The sequence below is a fragment of the Paenibacillus kribbensis genome (assembly GCF_002240415.1).
Classification (GTDB): Bacteria; Bacillota; Bacilli; order Paenibacillales; family Paenibacillaceae; genus Paenibacillus; species Paenibacillus kribbensis.
Genome location: NZ_CP020028.1, coordinates 4892861 through 4913501, shown reverse-complemented (window position 1 = coordinate 4913501; position 20641 = coordinate 4892861). Strand labels below are relative to the sequence as shown.

18 protein-coding genes are annotated in these 20641 nt (G+C 48.0%); 14 read left to right on the top strand and 4 right to left on the bottom strand.

What is annotated here, in order from left to right:
• Positions 1 to 17 precede the first annotated feature (17 nt).
• The 4 genes from pssA to B4V02_RS21870 all read left to right on the top strand — a co-directional run bounded on the left by pssA (position 18) and on the right by B4V02_RS21870 (position 2611).
• Positions 18 to 542 carry a CDP-diacylglycerol--serine O-phosphatidyltransferase gene (gene pssA / locus B4V02_RS21885; RefSeq protein ID WP_094156399.1) on the top strand — a complete coding sequence of 175 codons (525 nt, stop codon included), beginning with the start codon at positions 18 to 20 and terminating at the stop codon, positions 540 to 542.
• A 7-nt stretch (positions 543 to 549) separates the two neighbouring features.
• Complete coding sequence (locus B4V02_RS21880; protein ID WP_007428692.1) at positions 550 to 1044, top strand: DedA family protein; 495 nt, start codon at positions 550 to 552, stop codon at positions 1042 to 1044.
• Between the two features lie 87 nt (positions 1045 to 1131).
• Positions 1132 to 1548, top strand: a complete 417-nt coding sequence (gene psiE, locus B4V02_RS21875) for a phosphate-starvation-inducible protein PsiE (protein ID WP_094156398.1) — start codon at positions 1132 to 1134, stop codon at positions 1546 to 1548.
• A gap of 55 nt (positions 1549 to 1603) precedes the next feature.
• The gene (locus B4V02_RS21870; protein ID WP_094156397.1) at positions 1604 to 2611 is read left to right on the top strand and encodes an AI-2E family transporter; all 1008 of its coding nucleotides are present in this window, start codon (positions 1604 to 1606) and stop codon (positions 2609 to 2611) included.
• A 56-nt stretch (positions 2612 to 2667) separates the two neighbouring features.
• On the opposite strand, the gene B4V02_RS21865 is transcribed toward B4V02_RS21870, so the two are convergent.
• Together B4V02_RS21865 and B4V02_RS21860 are read right to left on the bottom strand one after the other, a co-directional pair.
• Positions 2668 to 3303, bottom strand: coding sequence for a GNAT family N-acetyltransferase (locus tag B4V02_RS21865; RefSeq protein WP_007428695.1), 636 nt, complete (start codon positions 3301 to 3303; stop codon positions 2668 to 2670).
• Positions 3300 to 3869: a hypothetical protein gene (locus B4V02_RS21860; RefSeq protein ID WP_007428696.1), complete on the bottom strand. Its 570-nt coding sequence runs from the start codon at positions 3867 to 3869 to the stop codon at positions 3300 to 3302. Before B4V02_RS21860 ends, B4V02_RS21865 begins: the two co-directional genes overlap by 4 nt.
• 186 nt (positions 3870 to 4055) lie before the next feature.
• Here B4V02_RS21860 and B4V02_RS21855 point away from each other — a divergent pair, with 186 nt between their 5' ends.
• The 4 genes from B4V02_RS21855 to B4V02_RS21840 all read left to right on the top strand — a co-directional run bounded on the left by B4V02_RS21855 (position 4056) and on the right by B4V02_RS21840 (position 6812).
• Positions 4056 to 4652, top strand: coding sequence for a TetR/AcrR family transcriptional regulator (locus B4V02_RS21855; protein WP_094156396.1), 597 nt, complete (start codon positions 4056 to 4058; stop codon positions 4650 to 4652).
• 63 nt (positions 4653 to 4715) lie between these two features.
• Entirely contained in the window at positions 4716 to 5087 is a 372-nt protein-coding gene (locus B4V02_RS21850; RefSeq protein ID WP_094156395.1) for an MmcQ/YjbR family DNA-binding protein, read from the top strand.
• A 111-nt stretch (positions 5088 to 5198) separates the two neighbouring features.
• Positions 5199 to 5825 (top strand): nitroreductase family protein, encoded by a 627-nt coding sequence (locus B4V02_RS21845; protein ID WP_094156394.1) that lies wholly within the window; start codon positions 5199 to 5201, stop codon positions 5823 to 5825.
• A gap of 36 nt (positions 5826 to 5861) precedes the next feature.
• On the top strand, positions 5862 to 6812 hold the full coding sequence (locus B4V02_RS21840; protein WP_094156393.1) for a ring-cleaving dioxygenase: 951 nt from the start codon (positions 5862 to 5864) through the stop codon (positions 6810 to 6812).
• Positions 6813 to 6922: 110 nt separating this feature from the next.
• Here B4V02_RS21840 and B4V02_RS21835 read toward each other — a convergent pair whose 3' ends face one another.
• Positions 6923 to 10261, bottom strand: coding sequence for a DEAD/DEAH box helicase (locus B4V02_RS21835; protein WP_094156392.1), 3339 nt, complete (start codon positions 10259 to 10261; stop codon positions 6923 to 6925).
• A 147-nt stretch (positions 10262 to 10408) separates the two neighbouring features.
• Between B4V02_RS21835 and B4V02_RS21830 the strand changes: the two genes are divergently transcribed.
• Positions 10409 to 11500, top strand: coding sequence for a site-2 protease family protein (locus B4V02_RS21830; RefSeq protein WP_094156391.1), 1092 nt, complete (start codon positions 10409 to 10411; stop codon positions 11498 to 11500).
• Positions 11501 to 11571: 71 nt separating this feature from the next.
• Here the strand turns inward: B4V02_RS21830 and B4V02_RS21825 are convergent, their stop codons facing one another.
• Entirely contained in the window at positions 11572 to 12480 is a 909-nt protein-coding gene (locus B4V02_RS21825; RefSeq protein WP_094156390.1) for an AraC family transcriptional regulator, read from the bottom strand.
• Positions 12481 to 12655: 175 nt separating this feature from the next.
• Here B4V02_RS21825 and B4V02_RS21820 point away from each other — a divergent pair, with 175 nt between their 5' ends.
• From B4V02_RS21820 to B4V02_RS21800, 5 genes are all read left to right on the top strand, one after another.
• Positions 12656 to 14050 carry an MFS transporter gene (locus B4V02_RS21820; protein ID WP_094156389.1) on the top strand — a complete coding sequence of 465 codons (1395 nt, stop codon included), beginning with the start codon at positions 12656 to 12658 and terminating at the stop codon, positions 14048 to 14050.
• Between the two features lie 53 nt (positions 14051 to 14103).
• Entirely contained in the window at positions 14104 to 16110 is a 2007-nt protein-coding gene (locus B4V02_RS21815; RefSeq protein WP_094156388.1) for a beta-galactosidase, read from the top strand.
• A gap of 135 nt (positions 16111 to 16245) precedes the next feature.
• Entirely contained in the window at positions 16246 to 18045 is a 1800-nt protein-coding gene (locus B4V02_RS21810) for a sensor histidine kinase (RefSeq protein WP_094156387.1), read from the top strand.
• Positions 18042 to 19109: a response regulator transcription factor gene (locus B4V02_RS21805; protein WP_094156386.1), complete on the top strand. Its 1068-nt coding sequence runs from the start codon at positions 18042 to 18044 to the stop codon at positions 19107 to 19109. The genes B4V02_RS21810 and B4V02_RS21805 overlap by 4 nt, the downstream gene beginning before the upstream one ends.
• A gap of 221 nt (positions 19110 to 19330) precedes the next feature.
• Positions 19331 to 20611, top strand: a complete 1281-nt coding sequence (locus B4V02_RS21800) for an ABC transporter substrate-binding protein (RefSeq protein ID WP_007428709.1) — start codon at positions 19331 to 19333, stop codon at positions 20609 to 20611.
• Positions 20612 to 20641 lie beyond the last annotated feature (30 nt).

Sequence of the window (20641 nt, the reverse complement as noted above, 5' to 3'; positions counted from 1 at the left end):
CAAAGGAGTTAAGTAATATGAAATGGAATTGGTTGCCCTCGCTTTGCACGCTTGCAAACCTGGGGGCAGGGGTCTTATCCCTGTACTTCACGATTCATGAGCAATATATGACCGCCTTTACCCTCGTGGTGGTGGCTGCTTTATGGGATGTACTGGACGGTTTGCTGGCAAGGCTGCTGCATTGCTCCAGTGATTTTGGCAAGCAGCTCGACTCGCTGGCGGATGTGGTCTCATTTGGTGTTGCACCTGCTTTCTTGATCTTACTTTACAAGCTGGGAGATACCCATTGGATAGGGCCAGCCGTGGCTGTTTTGTTTGTGATATGTGGTGCGGTAAGGCTGGCCAGATTCAACCTGATGGCTTTTAGCACAGGTTTTGTAGGTATGCCAATTACAGCTGCGGGTGTGATTGTGTCCTTTATGTTTCTGTGGAGTGAGCATTTGAAGCCGGGGCTGCTGCTCACGCTAATGGTAGTGCTATCGCTCCTGATGATCAGTCGTATTCCGTTCCCGTCCTTCAAGAAATTACCGAGCAGGAGGTAACGTCCCTATGGAATGGGCCATGAGTATCATTAATCAATACGGATATATCGCTATTTTTGCGCTTCTTGCTCTTGGGATTATCGGCCTGCCGGTTCCGGATGAAATTATTATGGTATTTGTCGGCTATTTATCCTCCATCATGGTACTGAACTATTCAATGTCAGTACTGGTCAGCTTTATCGGTGCGATGACAGGGATGATGATCAGCTACACGCTTGGCAAAAAGCTGGGGCAGCCGTTGGTCGATAAGCACGGCAAGTGGGTCGGGCTGACACCAAAGCGGTTTGCAAAGGTGAAGGGGTGGTTTGCACGCTTTGGGCTATGGACGATTCTGTTCGGTTATTTTATTCCGGGAGTCAGGCATGTGACAAGCTACTTGTCGGGGATTAGTGCCATGCCTGCTCGAAAATATATACTGGTGGCAAGCGCAGGCTCTCTGGTATGGACGCTTATCTTTATCTCGATTGGTTATATTGCCGGGGCGAATATAAACTTTCAGTAAGGTTATACCTAAAGTAATGTAGCATTTTTCACGTATTCCACCGATAATATAAATAAAGAACTTGTACAGCCAGTGAGGGGATCTATATTGAATGTTGTCATGAAGTATATTGAGAAGTTGCCTGGTTTTCTGCAAATGATCTTGAATATCTCGTTGTTTCTGGTCGGGCTGATTTTAAGCTTCTTGCTCCTGAAAGAAACCTGGTCCATTTTCTCTTATGTATTTTTGTACTCAGAGGCAGATAAAAATTACTATGAATTCACGGAGGAACTGCTTGTATTCTTCTTGTATTTTGAGTTCATTGCATTAATCGTTAAGTACTTTAAAACCAATTTTCATTTTCCCCTTCGGTATTTTATCTATATTGGAATCACGGCCGTCATCAGGCTCATTATAATAGATCATGAAGATGCTAAAAATACATTTTGGTGGTCCATTGCAATTCTGGTCATGGTAGGTTCTCTATTGATCGCTAACAGTAAATTGTTAAAAAGAGAAAGCTGATGCTGGAGCAAATGACAAGGTCGACAGTCAAGTAGGAGAGAGGGAATAAAGACGAATGGTAAGAAACTGGATGAATCATACGGGCGTCAGGCGGGCAGCTGTGCTTGCGATAATCATTTTGCTATTGTTCATGTTGAGAAGCATGATGAACATTATTTTGTTAACGTTGCTGCTTACGATCCTGATTGGCAGCGTATATAACGGAGTGAACAAGCTGATCAAGCGGTTCGCCAATGTACCGCCAATGATTGTGCTGCTATTGGTTTACGGGCTGCTGATCCTGATTATCGTGTGGGGAGTATACCGCATGGTGCCGCTAATCAGCATTCAGGTCAAGCAGGTGTATTTCATGATTCATCAGGCGTATATGTATCCTGACCGTAATCAATGGAACGAAACGATCATTCAATTTATGGATACCCTGAATGTTCAGCGGCTATTTGAGCCTGGCTGGAATGCGGTCATGAAAATCAGCCAACTGGGCACACAACTGCTGGTGTCGATTATTTTGAGCTTGTTTTTCCTAATGGAAAAATCCTATATTACACGCTTTACAGCTACGTTTGTCGATAGCAAGCTGGGCTGGTTCTTCAAGGAAGTAGCGCATTTTGGGCGCATGTTTCTGGACACGTTCGGAAAGGTGCTGGAAGCCCAGCTATTGATTTCACTCATTAACTGTATATTGACGACGACCGCTCTTTGGATTATGGGTTTTCCTAATCTGCTCGGCCTCGCGCTCATCATATTCTTGTTGGGATTAGTCCCGGTGGCGGGTGTGTTCATCTCGCTGATACCGCTCGGTCTGATTGCTTTTAGCGTCGGAGGAATCAAGTATGTGATTTATCTGGTTATTCTGATCGTGGTTATTCATGCGATTGAAGCCTATTTCCTGAATCCGAAGCTGATGTCATCCAAAACCAATTTGCCGATCTTTTTTACCTTTGTCGTATTGATTTTCTCTGAACATTTGATCGGGATTTGGGGCCTGATTGTAGGGATTCCACTGTTTGTTTTCTTCCTCGATCTGATTGGCGTACAGCGCAAACAAGAGAAGGATACCTGATCTAGCTATACCAATATAACGAATGCCTGCGAAGCCGCAGGCATTTTTGTGTATGGTTAACCTTCTTTTGGGTAGAACATGCAGTACACAGGCATATTGTCCATTTGTGCTTCTTGGCTTAACGTAAATCCAAATCTTCGGTATAAATCCACATTCTCTTTATTTTCTGTATCCAGCGCGATTCCTTGCGATTTTTTATCCGCCTTGACCGTATTGATCAAGTGTTGCAAAAGGGATTTGCCGATCCCCTTTCCTTGTTCTTCTGGACTTACCCCGATCATAATCAGATAGTGATGCGTAAATGAAGGAGCAGAGGATCTGGTGACTCGCATATAGGAGTTAAGAAGATGCAACGTTTGCCCGGACAATTGAAAAAATAAAGGAATCAGCCTCACGATTAACAATACACCTTTCAAATTCTGAAGCATGCTTGGATGTGGCTTCTCCACGATGTAAGTACCGATCAAGCTTTCATTTTCGAAATAACCCCACACCTCTTCATGAAGCAAAAAGCTTTTATCAAACATAAAGGAAACAAAGGCTTTTACTCGATGTTTTGCCTTTCTGTCAAGCTTGGAGTCGCCAAATAAATGCAGGAATAAGGGGTCCTGGGCAAACGTCCTGCTCATAAGTGATACGAATAAGGGCTTGTCTGCTTTGGTTAGTTTGGATAGGTTGCGTGAATTACTCATGCTTCCTCACCGATGCTATTCGCGGCTCTGCCATAATGATCTACGGCGAAGCTAAATAACACTTTAAGCATAAATAATAAGCAGGTGGTCAGCATATAAGGCTGTAACCCGGGCAATAATGGCATAGCACCGAGACCAACAGACAGGAGCAAGCCTGCAACGAATCGTTGTGCCTGTTTTCCGATAAGAGCATTCACGATAAATGCTCCTGCGATTGTGTAAGCCCATACCCCTATGGAGTACCCAATATTTGTATTGATTAAAAGTGCAACAAGCACGATATGAAAGTGTATCGCAATGAATAGGATACGGTTCATTTTACGTGAAGCATAAAAGTTACTGGTGGAAGCCGTAAAATTGGCAATACAACCGGAGAATATATCGAAAATCAATAACAACGCCAGAGCGCTGCGCCATATCGGCAAGTTGCCTGTAAGCTGAGGGAATACCAAATACAGTACAGTAGTCAGCAGTCCACCAAAAAGCAGGATGGAAACAATCGAGCCAATACTTTGCTTTTCACCAAATACATCATGTAAAAACGAAGGAATCCGAATTTGTTTCATTTCATTTTGCCTCCTCGGTCAAGTAGATGCTACAAGCATCATTTATTTTTGGAGTTATGTACTGAAATAGTACATTTACTATAAAATTATTATAGTTTTTTAAATGTATTATTTCAATAGATTTGTAGTTGGATTGTTGATGTACTCTAAAATCTAAGCTACACTATGTGATGTGAGGTGGAGAGGATGAACGGTTTTGAACGACGGAAAGAGAAAAAAATAGAGCAGATATACAGTGCTTCATTTCAACTATTTTCTAAATACGGATTTCAGAAGGTTACTGTGAATGAGATCGCTCAGCAGGCAAGGGTTTCCCCGGCGACCATCTATAATTACTTTGGAACGAAAGAACAGCTTTATGCCGACATGCTTATGAATTGGATGGACAAGCAGCTGGAGCAGTATGAGGAAATACTTGATTCAGGCCTTTCCTTTCCTGAGAAAAGTAAGGAAATTATGATGCTGGAGGCCCAAAATTTAAAAATCCTGTCGGATGAATTTCTAAAATTCCCGTCCTCTGAGTTTAGCGGACTGGCTCAAGCACTGGAAAGCTACAGCGAGCAGAAGGTAACGGGCTTTTTTATGAAGTTTGTTGCGCTCGGGAAGCATGAGGGATATATCCATAGAGACCAAACCGAAGAGACAGCGATGATGTATTTTACGATGTTCAAAAATGAGCTGAGTCGGCATTGGGAGGCGTCGAATCAAGAACGGTTAACCTGTAATGTCGATCAATTCATGGAATTGTTCTTCTTTGGATTAGCCGGACAGGCGCAGAAATAGGAGATTCGGATTTGGGGTTTAATAAGCTCATAGGTAATGGCTAAAGTAGAGGAGAGAAGGCTGATGTATGAGGAAATTGTGGCGTATGGCTTAAGTAAAAAGGAGGCTGTAAAGGATTACCCTTTTGGTCCCGAGACGCTGGTGCTCAAGGTAGGAGGCAAGATGTTTGCTCTCTTGACTGAAAAGGATGGCATTAGCCATGTATCTCTAAAATGTGATCCGGCCATTGCAGAAAACCTGCGTGAGCAAAACAAGGCGATTAAACCGGGATATCATTTGAATAAAAAGCATTGGAACACGATAACGGTCGATCCTGCTTTCCCATTAGATGATCTGTATAGCATGATCGACCATTCGTATGAGCTGGTGTTCAAGAGCTTGACCAAAGCGCAGCGTGAAGCCATTACGATGAGAATACGGGCAGCCGAATCGTGACAGGTGCGCTATTCACATTTTTATAGTTTTGCTTGACATAAAGTGACTAAAGATATATTCTTGATTTAAAGATAATTCATTTGAAAATAATATCAAGGAGTGGAACTGAACATGAGCGAACTGGTGAAAACTATCCAAGAGAGAAGATCAGCTTCTAAATTTATTCCTGATGTTACAATAGATCAAAAAGAACTGGAAGAGATATTTCAGCTGGTGAAGTTTGCTCCATCGGCTTTTAATTTACAGCATGCACACTATATCGTGGTACAGGATGCGGATATGAAGCAAAGGCTGCATGACGAGGCAAGCAAGCAGTATAAAATATTAACGTCTTCGGCCACCATTGTGGTGCTGGGGGATACAGAGGCTTATACAAAAGTAGCTGAATATAATGAAGGTTTTCTGAATCTGGGCGTGTTGAGCAAGCAGGAATATGACAGCACGGTGGAATCGGTAACCCAGTTTTATCGAGAACGGGGACCTGTTTTCCAAAGAGAAGAAGCGATACGCAATGCCAGCCTGTCAGCCATGCAGTTCATGCTGATTGCCAAGGATAAAGGGTGGGATACTTGCCCGATGATCGGCTTTGATCCTGCGAAGGTACAGGAAATATTGAATATTCCAGAACATTTTGTACCCGTAATGATGATTACCTTGGGTAAAGAGGATGAATCCGGTCAGCGGCCACGTGGATACCGCAAGCCAATTGGACAATTTGTGAGCTACAACGGATTTTGAAATAGATGAATTATAGCCTATTGAGGAGGGATGAAGATGTCATTAAAGACTGCCGGAATTCACCATATCACGTCCTTTGCAGGAGACCCGCAGGGCAATGTTGATTTTTACGCAGGTGTGCTGGGTTTGCGATTGATTAAAAAGACGATCAACTTTGATGCTCCAGAAGTGTATCACCTGTATTTTGGGAATGAACAAGGCAGCCCGGGAACGATTGTTACCTTTTTTCCAGCTCCGGGTACACGCAGGGGCAAGATCGGGGGCGGGCAAGTCGGGATTACGACGTATGTCGTGCCGCCCGGCGCTTTGGAATACTGGGAGAACCGTCTGCACAGCTTGAAGGTGTCTTTCACGAAGGCCACTCGTTTTGGCGAGTCATACATCCAGTTCCGAGACAATGAGGGCTTGCATCTGGAGCTGGTGGAGCGGGAAGAAGGCCCGGCGAACACGTGGACGGCAGGTGGTGTACCTGCGGATAAAGCGATCAAAGGTTTTGGCGGTGCCGTGCTGTTCAGTACGGATTCCAAGCATACACAAGATGTGCTGAAGAACGTTCTGGGCATGGTTCCTGTCGGAGAAGACGCAGACGCAGGCTACATCCGCTATCAGACGACTGGAGATTTGGGCAACCTGATCGACCTTCCGATCAAAAATGTACCGCCCGGAAGTGGCGGTGCAGGTACGGTTCACCATATTGCCTGGCGTGCGCAGGACGATACGGAGCATCAGGCGTGGAACGAGTGGGTTCGCCAGCATGGCCTCGGGACGACCGGCATTATTGATCGCCAATATTTTAACGCAGTATATTTTCGTGAACAAGGCGGTATTCTGTTCGAGATCGCAACCGATCCGCCCGGCTTTACCGTCGATGAGGAATTGAATGAATTGGGGCACAAGCTGATGCTGCCTGAGTGGTATGAGCCTCAGCGTTCCCTGATTGAGTCAAATCTGGTTCCCATTGAACCCAGAGTGATCAAACAGGATTAAATCTTTGGGACAGGATCATCACGATATGAGCAAACAGGTCCAATGGCGGGTAACTTCTACCGTTCATTGGACCTGTTTGCATGTGAAATGGTACTCCTATATGACACTTCTTATATCATAAGCAGCTCTCGAATCTCCAGTTCGGTCAATGCCGAAAGGCTTTCTTGTCCCGGCTGGATGATCTGGTCGATCAGGTGTTTCTTTTTCTGCTGCAGCTCATACATTTTGTCCTCCACCGTGCCTTGGGCAACGAGGCGAATCACCTGTACGACTTTTTTCTGGCCCATTCGATGTGCGCGGTTGGTAGCCTGCTCCTCCACGGCGGGATTCCACCACAGGTCATACAAAATGACCGTATCTGCTCCGGTGAGATTCAGGCCAGTTCCCCCTGCCTTTAGGGAAATCAGGAACAGGTCGCGTTCTCCTTCATTAAAGCGGCTGCACAGCTCCACACGTTCCGAAGCTGGTGTCTGCCCATCCAGATAGAAGTAAGGGACCCCTTCCCGGGCAAGCTCGCGTCTGATCATTTGCAGCATCGTTGTGAACTGTGAAAAAATGAGCATCCGTTTCCCGGAGCTGAGGCATTCTGCGATGATTTCCAGCAGCTGTTCGTATTTGGCTGAGCTTCCGGTGTACCCGTCGACGAACAGGCCCGGATGACAGCAGAGCTGGCGAAGCCGGGTCAGACCGGCAAGGATTTTAATCCGGCTTTTCTGAAAGCCCTCCTCGTTCAGATGCTTCAACGTTTCATGCTGGAGCTCGGCCAGATAAGCCATGTACAGCTTTTTCTGCTCCGGCAGGAGCCGTGATACCTGAACGGATTCAATTTTTTCAGGCAGCTCCTGGAGGACATCGCTCTTGAGACGACGCAGCAGAAACGGGCGAATCCGCTTGGCAATCGCATTGCGAGTCAGGTTGTGAAACGCTCTCTTTCCGCCGGGAAATAGCTCGGGAAATACAATGTCAAAGATGGACCACAGCTCTTCCAGTGTATTTTCTATAGGCGTTCCTGTCAGGGCAAAACGGTAACGGGCTTTTATATCCTTAACGGCCTGCGCTGTCTGGGTGGCATGGTTCTTGAACGCTTGCGCTTCATCCAGAATGAGCGTGTGAAACGATGACTTGCCGTACATCTCTGCATCCCGGCGCAGCAGAGGATAGGAGGTAATGATAACGTCATAGCTGGCAGCATCCCGTATCATCCGGCTGCGCTCTTCCGGGGTACCATCTGCGATCGTGACGCGGATATGCGGAGCAAATTTCTCCAGCTCATTTCGCCAATTGTACACCAGTGATGCAGGGGATACGATTATGGCTGGCAGCTGCTGGCTGCGGATTTCCGGCAGGACAGAGACAAGGAAGGCGATGCTTTGCAACGTTTTGCCCAGCCCCATATCATCTGCCAATATGCCCCCAAAACGGTAATGCGCCAATGTCTTGAGCCATTGAAAGCCATATACCTGGTAATCTCTCAAGATGGGAGCGAGCGATTCCGGCACTGGAAAGTCGAGATGGTCGGGATTCCGTATGTTTTCCAGCAGCTGGCGAAAGGCTTTGCCCAAAGTCAGATTCTTCCCCTGATCGTGGGGATCAATTAAGTACAGCCCTTGCGTGACGGGAATACGAATTTGCGCCGCATCCAAATCGCTTTTGCGGATACCCGTTTCGTTCATGAATCGGATGAGCTCCTTGTATTCCTCTGTTTCCAGCGGCAGCAGGGCACCATTCGGCAAACGGTGATACCTTTTCTTCTCATTTAACGATTTGAGCAGCTGACGAATTTCAGATTCGGGTATACCGTCAATATCAAATGTAAATTCCAGCAAATCCGTGTGTTCATCCCACTCCACCCGTGTCCTCGGGACGGGCAGCGTATTGTTGATCTTCGCTTTGACCGCACCTGTGGCATAGATGGCAAGCAGCTTCTCCAGTTGTGGTACGGTATGGTACAGAAAATCAAATTCCGCATCTTCATCTTCCATAACATATCCGCTGTCTGTTTTGGCGAAGGAGCTATGGTCCATCAGTTCCAAAATCCGCTGCTCCTGTTCCCCGTCCCGGATCAGAATCCGGTTGTTGCCAGGCACCTGCTTATCTGTTTCCAACGGATTGATCACGATATCCCCATATTGGAACTCCAGTGCAGCCAGCAGCTTGTCCCTTACCCGATCCAGATATAGCTTCGCCTTTAGTGGCTGTTGTGTGACCCGTTCAGAGACAGACCGGCTCATATGGACCCGTCCGAGCTTCATCAGTCCAGGCACAACCTTGTCCATAAAAGACTCCATCTGTGTCGGCGCAATCTGGATCTTCCGCCTGTGGTGGACTTCCACCATCCGTTTCAGCTCGGATAAATGCCGCAGTGGACCAGTCTTCTGGGGTACAAGCTTGCCATCGGCAATGACGACACCATAGTCCTCCATGATGGTCAAATCATCGAGTCCCTGAATACATAGCTGGTAGCCCTCGGTTTCGCCCTCGGCTTCATCGAATTCAAATTGCAGCGGAAGCATGAGGTCCGACTGGGGGATACCCTCGCTCATATTTCCGTGAATTTCAAAATGGACACCCTGTGCTGCTGTCAGCAAGGGGAATAGCTTCTCCCAAGCCGCAGGGGGGATCAGCAGCATTCGTTCGCCACTCATATGACTGCTTGGGGACACATACGCACCTGAGGTTTCCCGAATCATGCGCTCATTGCGGCAAACCTGCACCAACTGCTGGAGAATGGCGTCATGCTCAAGCCGGAAGCGATGCAGCTGAGGCTCGTAAGAAAAGTTTTTCGTGAACCTGTAGCTATCTCCATGGTCAATACTATCGAGAAACGAGCGGATTTTCTGAACGATATATAATCGTTTGGGCCCTGATTTTATCTCCACGCCAAACATATATTTCTGGTAGCCATAGGCGAAAGGCCGGATCATAAACTGAAAATCCAAGACCTCGCGAGTATCCAGCAGGGTCGACGTACTGCGAATCGGCCTTTTGCTGCTGAACAGCTTTAACATACTGTCGGTCAGCTGGAGATCCCCTGATGTGATGCCAGAGGAGCGTGCGGTTCTGGCAGTGTGATCATACGAAGCATCTGCAGCCCCAGCTGTATCCAGGGAAGTGCCGGGATGAAGTCTGGAAGCAAAGGAGCGTACAGACAGACTTTTGCCTCGCAGCATATCGTGCACGTTAATGAGCACAGCAGCGATGTGTTTACAATACCTTCCGGTCGTCTGAAATGTTCTACAGGTGCATTCCGCACGGATACTGCCATTGGGACGGATCATTGCGGCAACAGCATAAAATCCGCTTCCTTTGACTGTAGCTTCGTACACACCTTCATCATGGTCTATTTGTGTAAAGGCCACTCTTTTGGCCCGGTAATAGTCGTCCCCGTCGTCATAAGCGGCTTGGCTGCATAGCTGTCTGATGGTTCGCCGGGTAAGTTCAAAGCTCATGGTCCGTAATCCTTTCCTGGTTGTTCCGTTTTCTTACATGATAACAGAACAGACGGGAGGTTGGACACCTGGCAGACCGCTTGAGGCTTTTACAAGCTGCACATAGCAGGATACAATGGAAGTATTAGAGAAAGGAGACGGATACTTTTGCCAAAAGAAGACCAAAAGGCGGATTCCAAGTCCGGCTCATCCAAATGGTATCTTGGCAGTGCGGCAGCGTTGCTTCTTTTGAAGGGCAAGTCGTTGCTTGCTCTTTTGAAATTCAGTAAATTTGGCGGTGCGCTGTTCTCTATGGCAGCGACGATTGGCGCATATGCGATCATTTATCCGTGGGGATTTGCGGTCGGGTTCGTGCTGCTATTATTTGTGCATGAGTTGGGGCATGTATGGGCTGCCAAGCGCAAGGGGCTTCCAGTGTCGACACCGTTATTTATCCCTTTTCTGGGTGCGCTGATCACGATGAAACGCCAGCCTTTGGATGCCCAGACAGAGGCTTATGTGGCCATGGGCGGCCCGTTACTGGGCACGGTTGGGGCTATGGTGGTATACGCAGGAGCCTATGCAACGGACAGTCCGCTGCTATATGCACTCTCATATGTCGGATTTTTCCTGAATCTGATTAATCTGTTGCCGATTCATCCGCTCGACGGAGGAAGGATTTCCACGGCAGTGACACGCTGGTTATGGCTAGTAGGCTTATTGGGTGGCATCGTCGTAATTATCTATTTGAAATCCTTTTTATTTTTCTTTATTTGGGCCCTCTTCGCCTATGATTTATACAAAAAATATGTCAAACAAAATAAAGGAGAGGCCAAGGTTTTATCCTTTACGCAAAATCCGGTGGTTGATGTACAGCATCTGTACGAGCAAGGATACCCCTTGCCCGGACCGGAGCATACGCGCAGATTATCCTTTAATACCTACTCGGATCTGGAAGGGCAGCAATATGTGACGGTGTATATGGAAAGTCTGGATGTAGCGCAGACATTCATGCTGCCACAGCAGTGCCTTGTCCAAGATGCATGGCTGAACGGTGTGGAGCATATATCGACGCCAGATGCGTATCAGCTCAGATTGCTGTGCGGGATCGATTATATACCCTATGAAAATGATAAATATTACGAAGTACCCGCATCATCACGCTGGAAATTCGGGATCGGTTACTTGGGCTTGGCCTTATTCCTGATGGGGATGATGTATGTGGTGCACCAGCATATAGGAGATATTAGGCTGAGATAATGTGGTTATAAAAAGGCGCGGTATCTGATATTTCAGACCGCGCCTTTTTTTGTTTGCTTGCAGAAGGAAACCTAATGCTCAGCAGTAATGGGCTTTAACGATTGGCGGTATTTGAGCGGGCTGGTGCCCGTCCAGCGCTTGAACTGCCTGCTGAAATGAGCCAGACTGGAGTATCCGAGCAGGGAAGCTACCTTGTTCAGCGGCAGATTGGGCTGCTGGATCAGCACTTTGGCCTCATGAAGCTTGGTCTCCGACAGGTAGTGGCGTGGTGAATAGCCGTATACCTTGCGGAACACTTCTTGTGCATAGCCGGGACTGATTCCGAGGGAGGCTGCCACGTCTTCAATCCGGAATGTCGGCTCGCCGGATTTATCCTCCCGGTAGGGTTTAAATCTGGATTGGATGGCTTCCATAATGGCTTTGGCATACTGAACGGATGAAGGTGCAATTCTGGGCTCCAATCCCGTAGAAATCATTTGCGAGAATATCCCAAACAGCTCGAACAAAGCAATTTGCATGCGAAAACGGTCTGCTGTCGTATATTCTCCACTCTCCCGTACCATGCCGATCCAGCTATGGACAACCTTTTGCAGCTTGGTATTGGTTTCAGTACCCGCCGGGAAAAAGAGCTGATTGCTCTTGATCATCTCCTGACGGAACAATGGGTCATCCACATTAAAATGAGTGCTAAAATAATACATTCCACCAGGGGAAACACACTGACTCACATGCTTGAATCCCGGCGGAATAATTAAAATATCACCCTCCCCAACCGAATACACGTTATTCTCCATAATCGTTTCCTGACGACCTTCTAAAATGAGTGCAATTTCAAAACCGATATGAGACTCCTCCGGCATGCGCCAGTCCGCTTTGACCCGGTGAATATGAGCGCCGAAAAATTTCACATTCCAGTCAATTCTAGGCAACCATTGGCAATCATGGAATAAAGATGGATCAACTTCAGCATTTAATATCATAAGATCACCTTCGATTAGGGCAAATTTTACACTGCTTAGACAATCTCATTGTACCTAACATTTGACTATAATAAAAGAGCGTTTACAAACGCTCTGCTATAGGCTTTTACACAAAAAGAAAGCGCTTATATGCAGACAAATTGAAAGCGATGCCATACTGTATTTAGGAGGAACTATGGAAACAACAACGAAAGAACGTGTGTCCTATTACGTTTATTTTTTGGGGAGCAACGCAATTCTCTGTCTGGTCGCCTCTTTTGCGATGCTATTTTATACGGATTATGTTGGCATTTCTGTGTCGATTATCGGTACTTTGTTCGTACTGGCCCGCATATGGGATGCGCTTAGTGCTCCAATCTTCGGCGTGATCATTGACCGGGCCCAGCTCAAAGGCGGTTTGTTCAAGCCGTGGACGAATCTCGCCTCTATCATTTTGCCCATACTTACGGTATTGGTGTTTCTCGTTCCCAGCGATGCTTCGCTGACCGTCAAGGTCATTTATATTGCCGCCACATACCTGGTATGGGAAATGTGCTACACCATCAGTGATGCGCCCGGCTTTGGTCTGGCTACACTGATGACGAAAAACACGCACGAACGCGATCTGCTGATGTCCAGAGGCCGGACGATGGTGTTCTTGGCTTTTATGGTCATTTCCTCGTCTGCGGTAGCTGTGGCCAATCAGATATCCTGGCCGATTTTAGCGGTTATCGTTGCCACGGCGGGTTTGGTACTCATGAATTTTACCCGTTTTAATGTCAAAGAGCGTTATTCCAACAAGGGGGAGAAGGTTACGCTCAAGCAAATTATGACGTATCCCATGCAGAACAAGCAGCTTTTATTCTATCTGATGTCGTTTATGACATTGTCCATGACCAATTTGCAAGGGATTGTCGTCAGCTACTTTGCCTTATACAACTTGAAAAATCCTATTTATATTTCAATACTGATGTTCATTTCCCTGGGTATACAGCTGCTAACAGCTTTAATTTTGCCACCGATTATTAAAAGATTTGGTAAATGGAAGGTGAACGTATTCAGCTTGGTAGGATTGTTTGCCACGGGCTTGTCCTTGTTTGCCATCGGGTACAGCAATCCCATCGTCGTATGTGTATTCGCGGTTCTGTTCGGTCTGTTCAGTTCCGCACCGCAGCTCATGGTACCGATGTTTACCGCCGATTGCGTCGAATATGGCGCGTTCCAAAAGGGGGTACGTGCCAGCGGAACCGCTTTTGCCACCCAGACGTTTGCAGGAAAGCTGGGAGGAGCGGCAGCCAGTGGGATCGTCGCTTATGCGCTTGCCTTTGCAGGCTATATCCCGAATGTACCGCAGACCGGCCAGGTTCTCACATGGATATTCGCGCTCTATGCGGTGGTGCCTGGTGTAGGAGCCTTGATTACGGCAGGACTGTTCGCGTGGCTGTACAAGATTAGAGAAAAAGACGTAGAGGGCTGGCTGGCGATTGCGAAAAAAAATCAGCAGCAAGTGGATTCTGCGGAGCAGGGCGTTACCGATAAGAAACTGGCGGTCCCGTCCCTAAAGAAACCACATAACAGCCACGGCATTTGAAACGAATGAGATAGGATGACATCCCTTACTATTACTTATTGGAGGACGACTACATGAAAAAGCTGCTGTACGGTGTTGCTTATTATGATGAGTACATGCCTTATGACCGGTTGGACCAGGATATCCAAATGATGAAGGATGCAGGCATCAACGTGGTGCGGATTGCCGAATCCACCTGGAGTACGCATGAACCGCAAAACGGAGTGTTTGATTTCACCTCCGTGGACCGGGTGCTGGACGCCATGCATAAGGCTGGCATTGAGGTCATTGTAGGCACGCCTACCTATGCCGTTCCGACATGGCTGGTCAAGGAGCATCCCGATGTCCTGGCAACAACACCTCAAGGTCCGGGCAAATACGGGGCTCGTCAGATTATGGACATTACGAACCCTGTCTACCTGTTCCACGCTGAGCGCATCATTCGCAAGCTGATTGGACGGGTGAGTCAGCATCCGGCGGTCATCGGCTTTCAGACGGATAACGAGACGAAGCATTACAACACATGTGGGCCGAATGTGCAATTGCAATTTGTAAAGTATTTGCGGGAGCGATTTGAATCACTGGAGGAGCTGAACCACAAATTTGGGCTCGATTACTGGAGCAATCGCATCAACAGCTGGGAGGATTTCCCTTCCGTCGTTGGAACGATTAATGGAAGCTTGGGGGCAGCCTTTTCCCAATTCCAGCGCAAGCTGGTGACGGACTTTCTGGCGTGGCAGGTCGCAATTGTGAATGAATATAAGCGAGAAGACCAATTTATTACGCAAAACTTTGATTTTGAGTGGAGAGGCCATTCCTTTGGTGTTCAGCCGGATGTGGATCATTTTGCGGCATCCCGGGCATTTGATGTGACTGGCGTAGATATTTATCATCCATCACAGGATGATCTGACCGGCATTGAAATTTCCTTCGGTGGCGATGTGGCGCGTTCGACGAAACAGAGCAACTATCTGGTGCTGGAAACGGAAGCGCAGGCTTTTACCCACTGGGTTCCCTATCCGGGGCAATTGAGGCTGCAAGCGTTCAGCCATCTGGCTTCCGGGGCCAATATGGTGGCTTACTGGCACTGGCATTCCATCCATAATTCCTTTGAAACGTACTGGAAGGGGCTGCTGAGCCATGATTTTGAGCCAAATCCTGTGTATGAGGAAGCACAGACCATCGGGAAGGATTTTGCGAGATTGTCTCCGCATCTGGTCAATCTGAAAAAGACAAACAAAACAGCCATCCTGGTCAGCAACGAAGCGTTGACATCGATTAACTGGTTTAAGTTTAATATGAACAGTCCACTGAATTACAATGACATTGTACGCCGCTTGTATGATGAGCTGTACAAGCTGAATATCGGGACGGATATCGTTCATCCGGGGACGGAATCGTTTGACGATTATGATCTCTTGATCGCCCCGGCACTCTACTCCGCGCCGAATGCGCTGTTGGAGAAGCTGAATCGGTATGTGGAAAATGGCGGTCATGTAGTCTATACGTCCCGCAGCGGATTTACCGATGAGCATGTGCAGGTGAGAACTTCCCGGCAGCCGGGCGTGATCAGTGAAGCCTGCGGCATTCACTACAGCTTGTTCGTGGAGCCGAAGAACGTGACGCTCAAGGATAATCCTTTTAAAGTAGCAGCAGAGGACAATCAGGTAGATACGTGGATGGAGCTGATTACCCCGACGACTGCCGAGGTGTTGGCGTATTACGATCACCCGCATTGGGGAAAATATGCGGCGATTACGCAAAACCGCTATGGTCAGGGGACGGCGACTTACATTGGCTGTATCGTCAGCCCGGCGGTTATCCGCGAATTATTCCGTTCTGTTGCAGGGCAGGCAGGAGTGTGGGGAGTAGATCAGGAAGCGTCATTTCCGATCATTGTTAAATCAGGCACGAATGAACAGGGACGGACGATTCGGTATTATTTTAACTATTCCGAACAAGCGGGCTCGGTGGTGTACCCGCATGGAGACGGCAAGGAGCTGATCGGGGAGCAGGCGATTACTCAAGGACAAACGCTTAAATTGGAGCCGTGGAGTGTTATAATTATCGAAGAAGCGTAAATGCTGTATAATGAGCTGAATTTGACATATGAATGAAATCATATATGTGTCCTGCCGGGAAATCCCCGGTAAATGAGCGCCCCTGCGAATAGCGGGGCGTTTTCGCATATGGCAGAACAAGAGGAGTGCATCGCTATGCCAACCCGAGTAGTCCGCTGGTTTCGGGCGCTGATGGCCCCGTATCGACGCAGCATTCAGCTCAAGCTCATTTTAACGATGATTGTTTTATCGGTGCTGCCGGTCATTGCCGTCACGGTGCTGGCTGCGGAAAAAAGCAGAGCGTCGATGGAAACGGAAGTGGTAGAGACGAACATGTCCAATATGAAATGGACGGGAATCTATATCAGTGACCAGTTAGATCGCCTGAATCAGCTGATTTACAGCATTCAGATCAGCCCTGATCTGAGTGATTATTTGAATGAGCGCGAGCCGGGCAATCTTTCAAGCCAATTTAATGCCCAGCGTAAAATGCTGAATACGCTCGCGAATGTGTATTATTCGGCCGGAAGCCATGTGATCGGTATTCAGCTTTATTTGAAGCAATCGCAAAGCCTCTTTACCTTCAACGGGATGCAAAATGATATTACGACGGTGAACGGTATTCCTCCGCAGTATGCCGAGATGTGGCAGGCGAACAAGGATTATTGGATTCGCATGAGTCCGACCGATGCGGAACGCTTTACACTAATCCGCAGTATTCGGCGGTTTGAGGATCAGAAGCAGACAGGTGCTATTTCACTGGATGTCCTGTGGTCGCAATTCGATCAGACGCTAGGCTTGCTGGGACGAGGAGATCAGCATCAGGTGCTTATTACAGATACGGATGGCAGGATTATGTATCCGGTGCAGGCTCGCCAGTCGCCTCCTCCTGCAGGTGTATTGACGGCTCTTCGCGACGTTAGGTCAGGCCCCGGTATGATTCAAACTGCCGGGCATTATGTGTTCTATAATGATCTGGGTGTGGTTGGGCTGAGGCTGGTCAAAATCGTACCGACCTCATCCATTAATCATAGCGCCTTTTTAACGATGCTATATGGCATTGTCGTGGGCGTGATTTCGATCCTCCTTTCCATCTGCATTGCCGTTTTCATCGCATGGCGGACCGCACGTCCGATTGTTCATTTGGCACGTTCCGTACAGGAACTAGAAATGATTAAGGGGCCGGTTGGACAGCCGAGCACACGCCCGGATGAGATCGGGCTGCTGGAAAGAAGCCTGCATGATATGGCAGGACGAATCCGTGAGCATATCCAGACGGAATACAGTATCAATTTGCAAAAAAAGACGGCTGAATTGAAAGCGCTCCAGGCGCAGATTCACCCCCATTTTCTGCAAAACACACTGCAAATGATCGGAAGCATGGTATTTTCCCAAAAGCCGGAGGACACCTATGAGGTGATCCGTTCGCTGAGTGAGATGTTTCGCTACGTGGTACGGGAGCCTCAGGATATGGCCTCTTTACGCGCGGAGCTCGACCATGCGGGACACTATATGCGCATCCAGCAGCGGCGGTTTCCGCAGAGATTGGTGTTTCGGGTGGAGACGGATGAACGGGCGATGGATATTCGTCTGCCCAAGCTGTCGCTGCAGCCATTGCTGGAAAACGCGTTTCAGCACGGTCTGGATCGCAAAGCGGGGGCATGGCGAATGGAAATCCGCGTGGAGATTATGAAAGAAGATGTATGGATAACGGTTTGCGATAATGGTAACGGCATGGCCCCGGATAAGCTGGAAAAAGTACGGGCCAAGCTGGAAAATGCTTCAGAGGAACCGATCTGGGCGCAGGGCAGTCACATCGGCTTAAGCAATGTAGCTTCACGCTTACGAATGAATTTTGGAGTGAATTACGGGGTGACCATAGACAGTGAGCAGGGCGTCGGTACACGTGTCACGATCCGTATTCCATTCACCTCAGCAGAGGAGGGGGACATATGATCAGGGTATTAATTGTCGATGATGAGCCATGGAACCGCGATATTGTGAAGACATTTGGCACATGGGAAAAGCTCGGCATGTCGGTGGTAGGTGAGGCTGAGGACGGAGACGAAGCGTTCAGGCTGACCGGGGAATTAGCCCCGCATATTGTGATCACCGACATGCGGATGCCGGGTGCGGATGGAGTTGAGCTGCTGCAGGCGTTAAATCAACATTTTCCTGATGTAAAAATCATTGTCGTGAGCGGCTATGATGACTTTGCGTATGCCAAACATGCCATCCGCTATAAGGCTGTCGATTATTTGCTCAAGCCTATTAACCCCACCGAGCTGAATGCGGTGCTGCTCAAATGCAAAAACGATCTGGAGACCAGGGCGGCAGAGCAGCAGCAAGAAAAAGCGGAGCTGGATTATGAGTTCTTCCACAAACTGACCCGGTATAAGCAACTGCTGCGTCTTTATTTTAATGAGCTGAATCAGGACGGCGTGAACATGACATGCAGGCAGGTCATGCAGGAGCTGGAGCGCCTCGGAGCGCCAAGTCAGCCTATGTTGGGCCGGCTGGTGCAGGAACTGCTTTCCCTGCTAAAAGAGCTGGCATTAGACAACGGACTGGATACCCCAACAGCGAAAGCTGGATTTCCTGTGTCGCAGGATGCGTTATCCTCTGTAGAACATGCGCTGGGATTCGTATCGGCGTGCTATAGTCAGGAGCTGGATCAGCTCATTCGACAGCGGAAGTACAAAAACAAGCTGAATCTGGAGGAGGTACGGCGTTATATGGATCGTCACTTTGCCGAATCGATTACACTGGAGCAGCTGGCAAAAAACTTTTTTGTGAGCAAAGAGTATATGAGCAAGGTATTCAAGCAGGAGTATGGTCAAAATGTAACGGACTATATTGTAGAGCGGAGAATGGAAAAGGCGCGGGAATGGCTGGCAGATAAACAGATCTCAATTAAAGCGGTGGCGGAGATGGCGGGGTATGAGGATGTGTCTTATTTTTATCGGGTGTTTAAAAAGCATTTTGGTATGGCGCCCGGAGAGATGAGGAAGGAAGTTTAAAAAAATCCAACTCAACAGGCTAATGGTGTCCAATGGCAGAAGTGACCTCCCACTCTATAATGAAAGCGTATACAAAACGAGCAGCACAAAGGATTCGACCTCTATGAAGCTCAACTTGGAGCATGAATGGAGGTTGAAGACTGGCAGCATAGCTGCTTGGAATAACCAAGTGATTAGCCAGCCGAATACCGTTATTTTCAACTTAGGGGAGGTCATTTTGCATGAAATTATGGAAAGGTGTATTGAGCACAATGCTGGTTGGTACGTTGTTGGCCGGGTGTGGAGCGAATTCTTCAGGCAGTGACAGCGGCAGTTCCAGTGGAGACGGCAAAACCGTGAATCTCAAAATGTTTATCGCCCAGCCCCGCTTGAAGGAGCATTACGATAAATACATTAACGCGTTCGTAGCGAAGGAAAAGAAAGATAAAAATATCGACGTTACGGTACAGCTGGAGATGCCGCCTGCCGACAATGCCGCACAAATTTTGAAGACAAGACTTGCATCCAACGATGCGCCGGATGTGTTCGCGCTGCATGCGGTGAATGAAATTCCTCCGTTTTATAAAGCGGGTTATTTGGAGGACTTGTCCGGTCAGCCGTTTGTCAGCAAATTAATGGATAGTGTGAAGCCTTCGGTGACGACCAAAGACGGCAAAGTTGTAGCGGTTCCTTTGGAAACGATTTCATGGGGCTATCTGTACAATAAAAAGATATTTAAGGACCTGGGGCTGAAGCCACCGGGAACGTTGACCGAAATGAAGGCTGTGGTCGAGAAGCTGAAAGCGAACAATGTGAAGCCGTTCCTGCTGTCCTACAAGGAATCCTGGATTCCACAGCTATTCGTGCCGCTGACAGCAGGTGCGATGATCAACACACAGAACAAGGATTTTATCGACCGGATGAATCAGGATAAAGGCTCTTTTGCTGAAATGAAAAGCATGTTCGACATTATCGATCTGGTGAACAGCAACGGCACAGACAAGGCGCTGGAAATTGGCGGGGATGACGGATCAGCGGCCTTCGCTTCGGGCAAAGCAGCCATGTGGATTCAAGGCCCGTGGTTTGCCGAAACGATTTTGAAATCGGATCCGAAAATGGATTTTGGGGTTGCACCGCTGCCGATCAACGATGATCCGAATGCAACCTTAATCAATCTGTCGACTTCGACTTCGCTGGCTGTATCCTCCACAAGCAAAAATAAGGAGGTTGCGCTCGATTTTGTCAATTATGTGCTGGACGACAAGGATTCCAGTGCGTTCTATGAGGCATTGAAATTTAACCCGATCTCCAAGGTGCATACGTTCAAAAGCTATCCTTGGGTCAATGACGCTACCGCATACGTGAAAGCAGGCAAATCATATCAAGACCCATCCATCCCGCAAGCGGTCAAGGATGAGGCAGGCAAAGCGCTTCAATCCTACTACGCAGGCCAGCTCTCGCAGGATGACGTGATCAAGGCACTGGATAAGGCATGGAAATCGTATAACAAAGTGAACAAGTAACGGTAGCCTACAGAAATACATCAGGAGGGG

Bases quoted from the DNA above. Each gene is read 5' to 3' on its own strand.
- B4V02_RS21805 (WP_094156386.1), top strand. From the start codon at position 18,042: ATGATCAGGGTATTAATTGTCGATGATGAGCCATGGAACCGCGATATT.
- B4V02_RS21860 (WP_007428696.1), bottom strand. From the start codon at position 3,869: ATGAAACAAATTCGGATTCCTTCGTTTTTACATGATGTATTTGGTGAA.
- B4V02_RS21810 (WP_094156387.1), top strand. From the start codon at position 16,246: ATGCCAACCCGAGTAGTCCGCTGGTTTCGGGCGCTGATGGCCCCGTAT.
- B4V02_RS21800 (WP_007428709.1), top strand. From the start codon at position 19,331: ATGAAATTATGGAAAGGTGTATTGAGCACAATGCTGGTTGGTACGTTG.
- B4V02_RS21845 (WP_094156394.1), top strand. From the start codon at position 5,199: ATGAGCGAACTGGTGAAAACTATCCAAGAGAGAAGATCAGCTTCTAAA.
- B4V02_RS21840 (WP_094156393.1), top strand. From the start codon at position 5,862: ATGTCATTAAAGACTGCCGGAATTCACCATATCACGTCCTTTGCAGGA.
- B4V02_RS21870 (WP_094156397.1), top strand. From the start codon at position 1,604: ATGGTAAGAAACTGGATGAATCATACGGGCGTCAGGCGGGCAGCTGTG.
- B4V02_RS21880 (WP_007428692.1), top strand. From the start codon at position 550: ATGGAATGGGCCATGAGTATCATTAATCAATACGGATATATCGCTATT.
- B4V02_RS21865 (WP_007428695.1), bottom strand. From the start codon at position 3,303: ATGAGTAATTCACGCAACCTATCCAAACTAACCAAAGCAGACAAGCCC.
- B4V02_RS21815 (WP_094156388.1), top strand. From the start codon at position 14,104: ATGAAAAAGCTGCTGTACGGTGTTGCTTATTATGATGAGTACATGCCT.
- B4V02_RS21825 (WP_094156390.1), bottom strand. From the start codon at position 12,480: ATGATATTAAATGCTGAAGTTGATCCATCTTTATTCCATGATTGCCAA.
- B4V02_RS21820 (WP_094156389.1), top strand. From the start codon at position 12,656: ATGGAAACAACAACGAAAGAACGTGTGTCCTATTACGTTTATTTTTTG.
- B4V02_RS21850 (WP_094156395.1), top strand. From the start codon at position 4,716: ATGTATGAGGAAATTGTGGCGTATGGCTTAAGTAAAAAGGAGGCTGTA.
- B4V02_RS21855 (WP_094156396.1), top strand. From the start codon at position 4,056: ATGAACGGTTTTGAACGACGGAAAGAGAAAAAAATAGAGCAGATATAC.
- pssA (WP_094156399.1), top strand. From the start codon at position 18: ATGAAATGGAATTGGTTGCCCTCGCTTTGCACGCTTGCAAACCTGGGG.
- B4V02_RS21835 (WP_094156392.1), bottom strand. From the start codon at position 10,261: ATGAGCTTTGAACTTACCCGGCGAACCATCAGACAGCTATGCAGCCAA.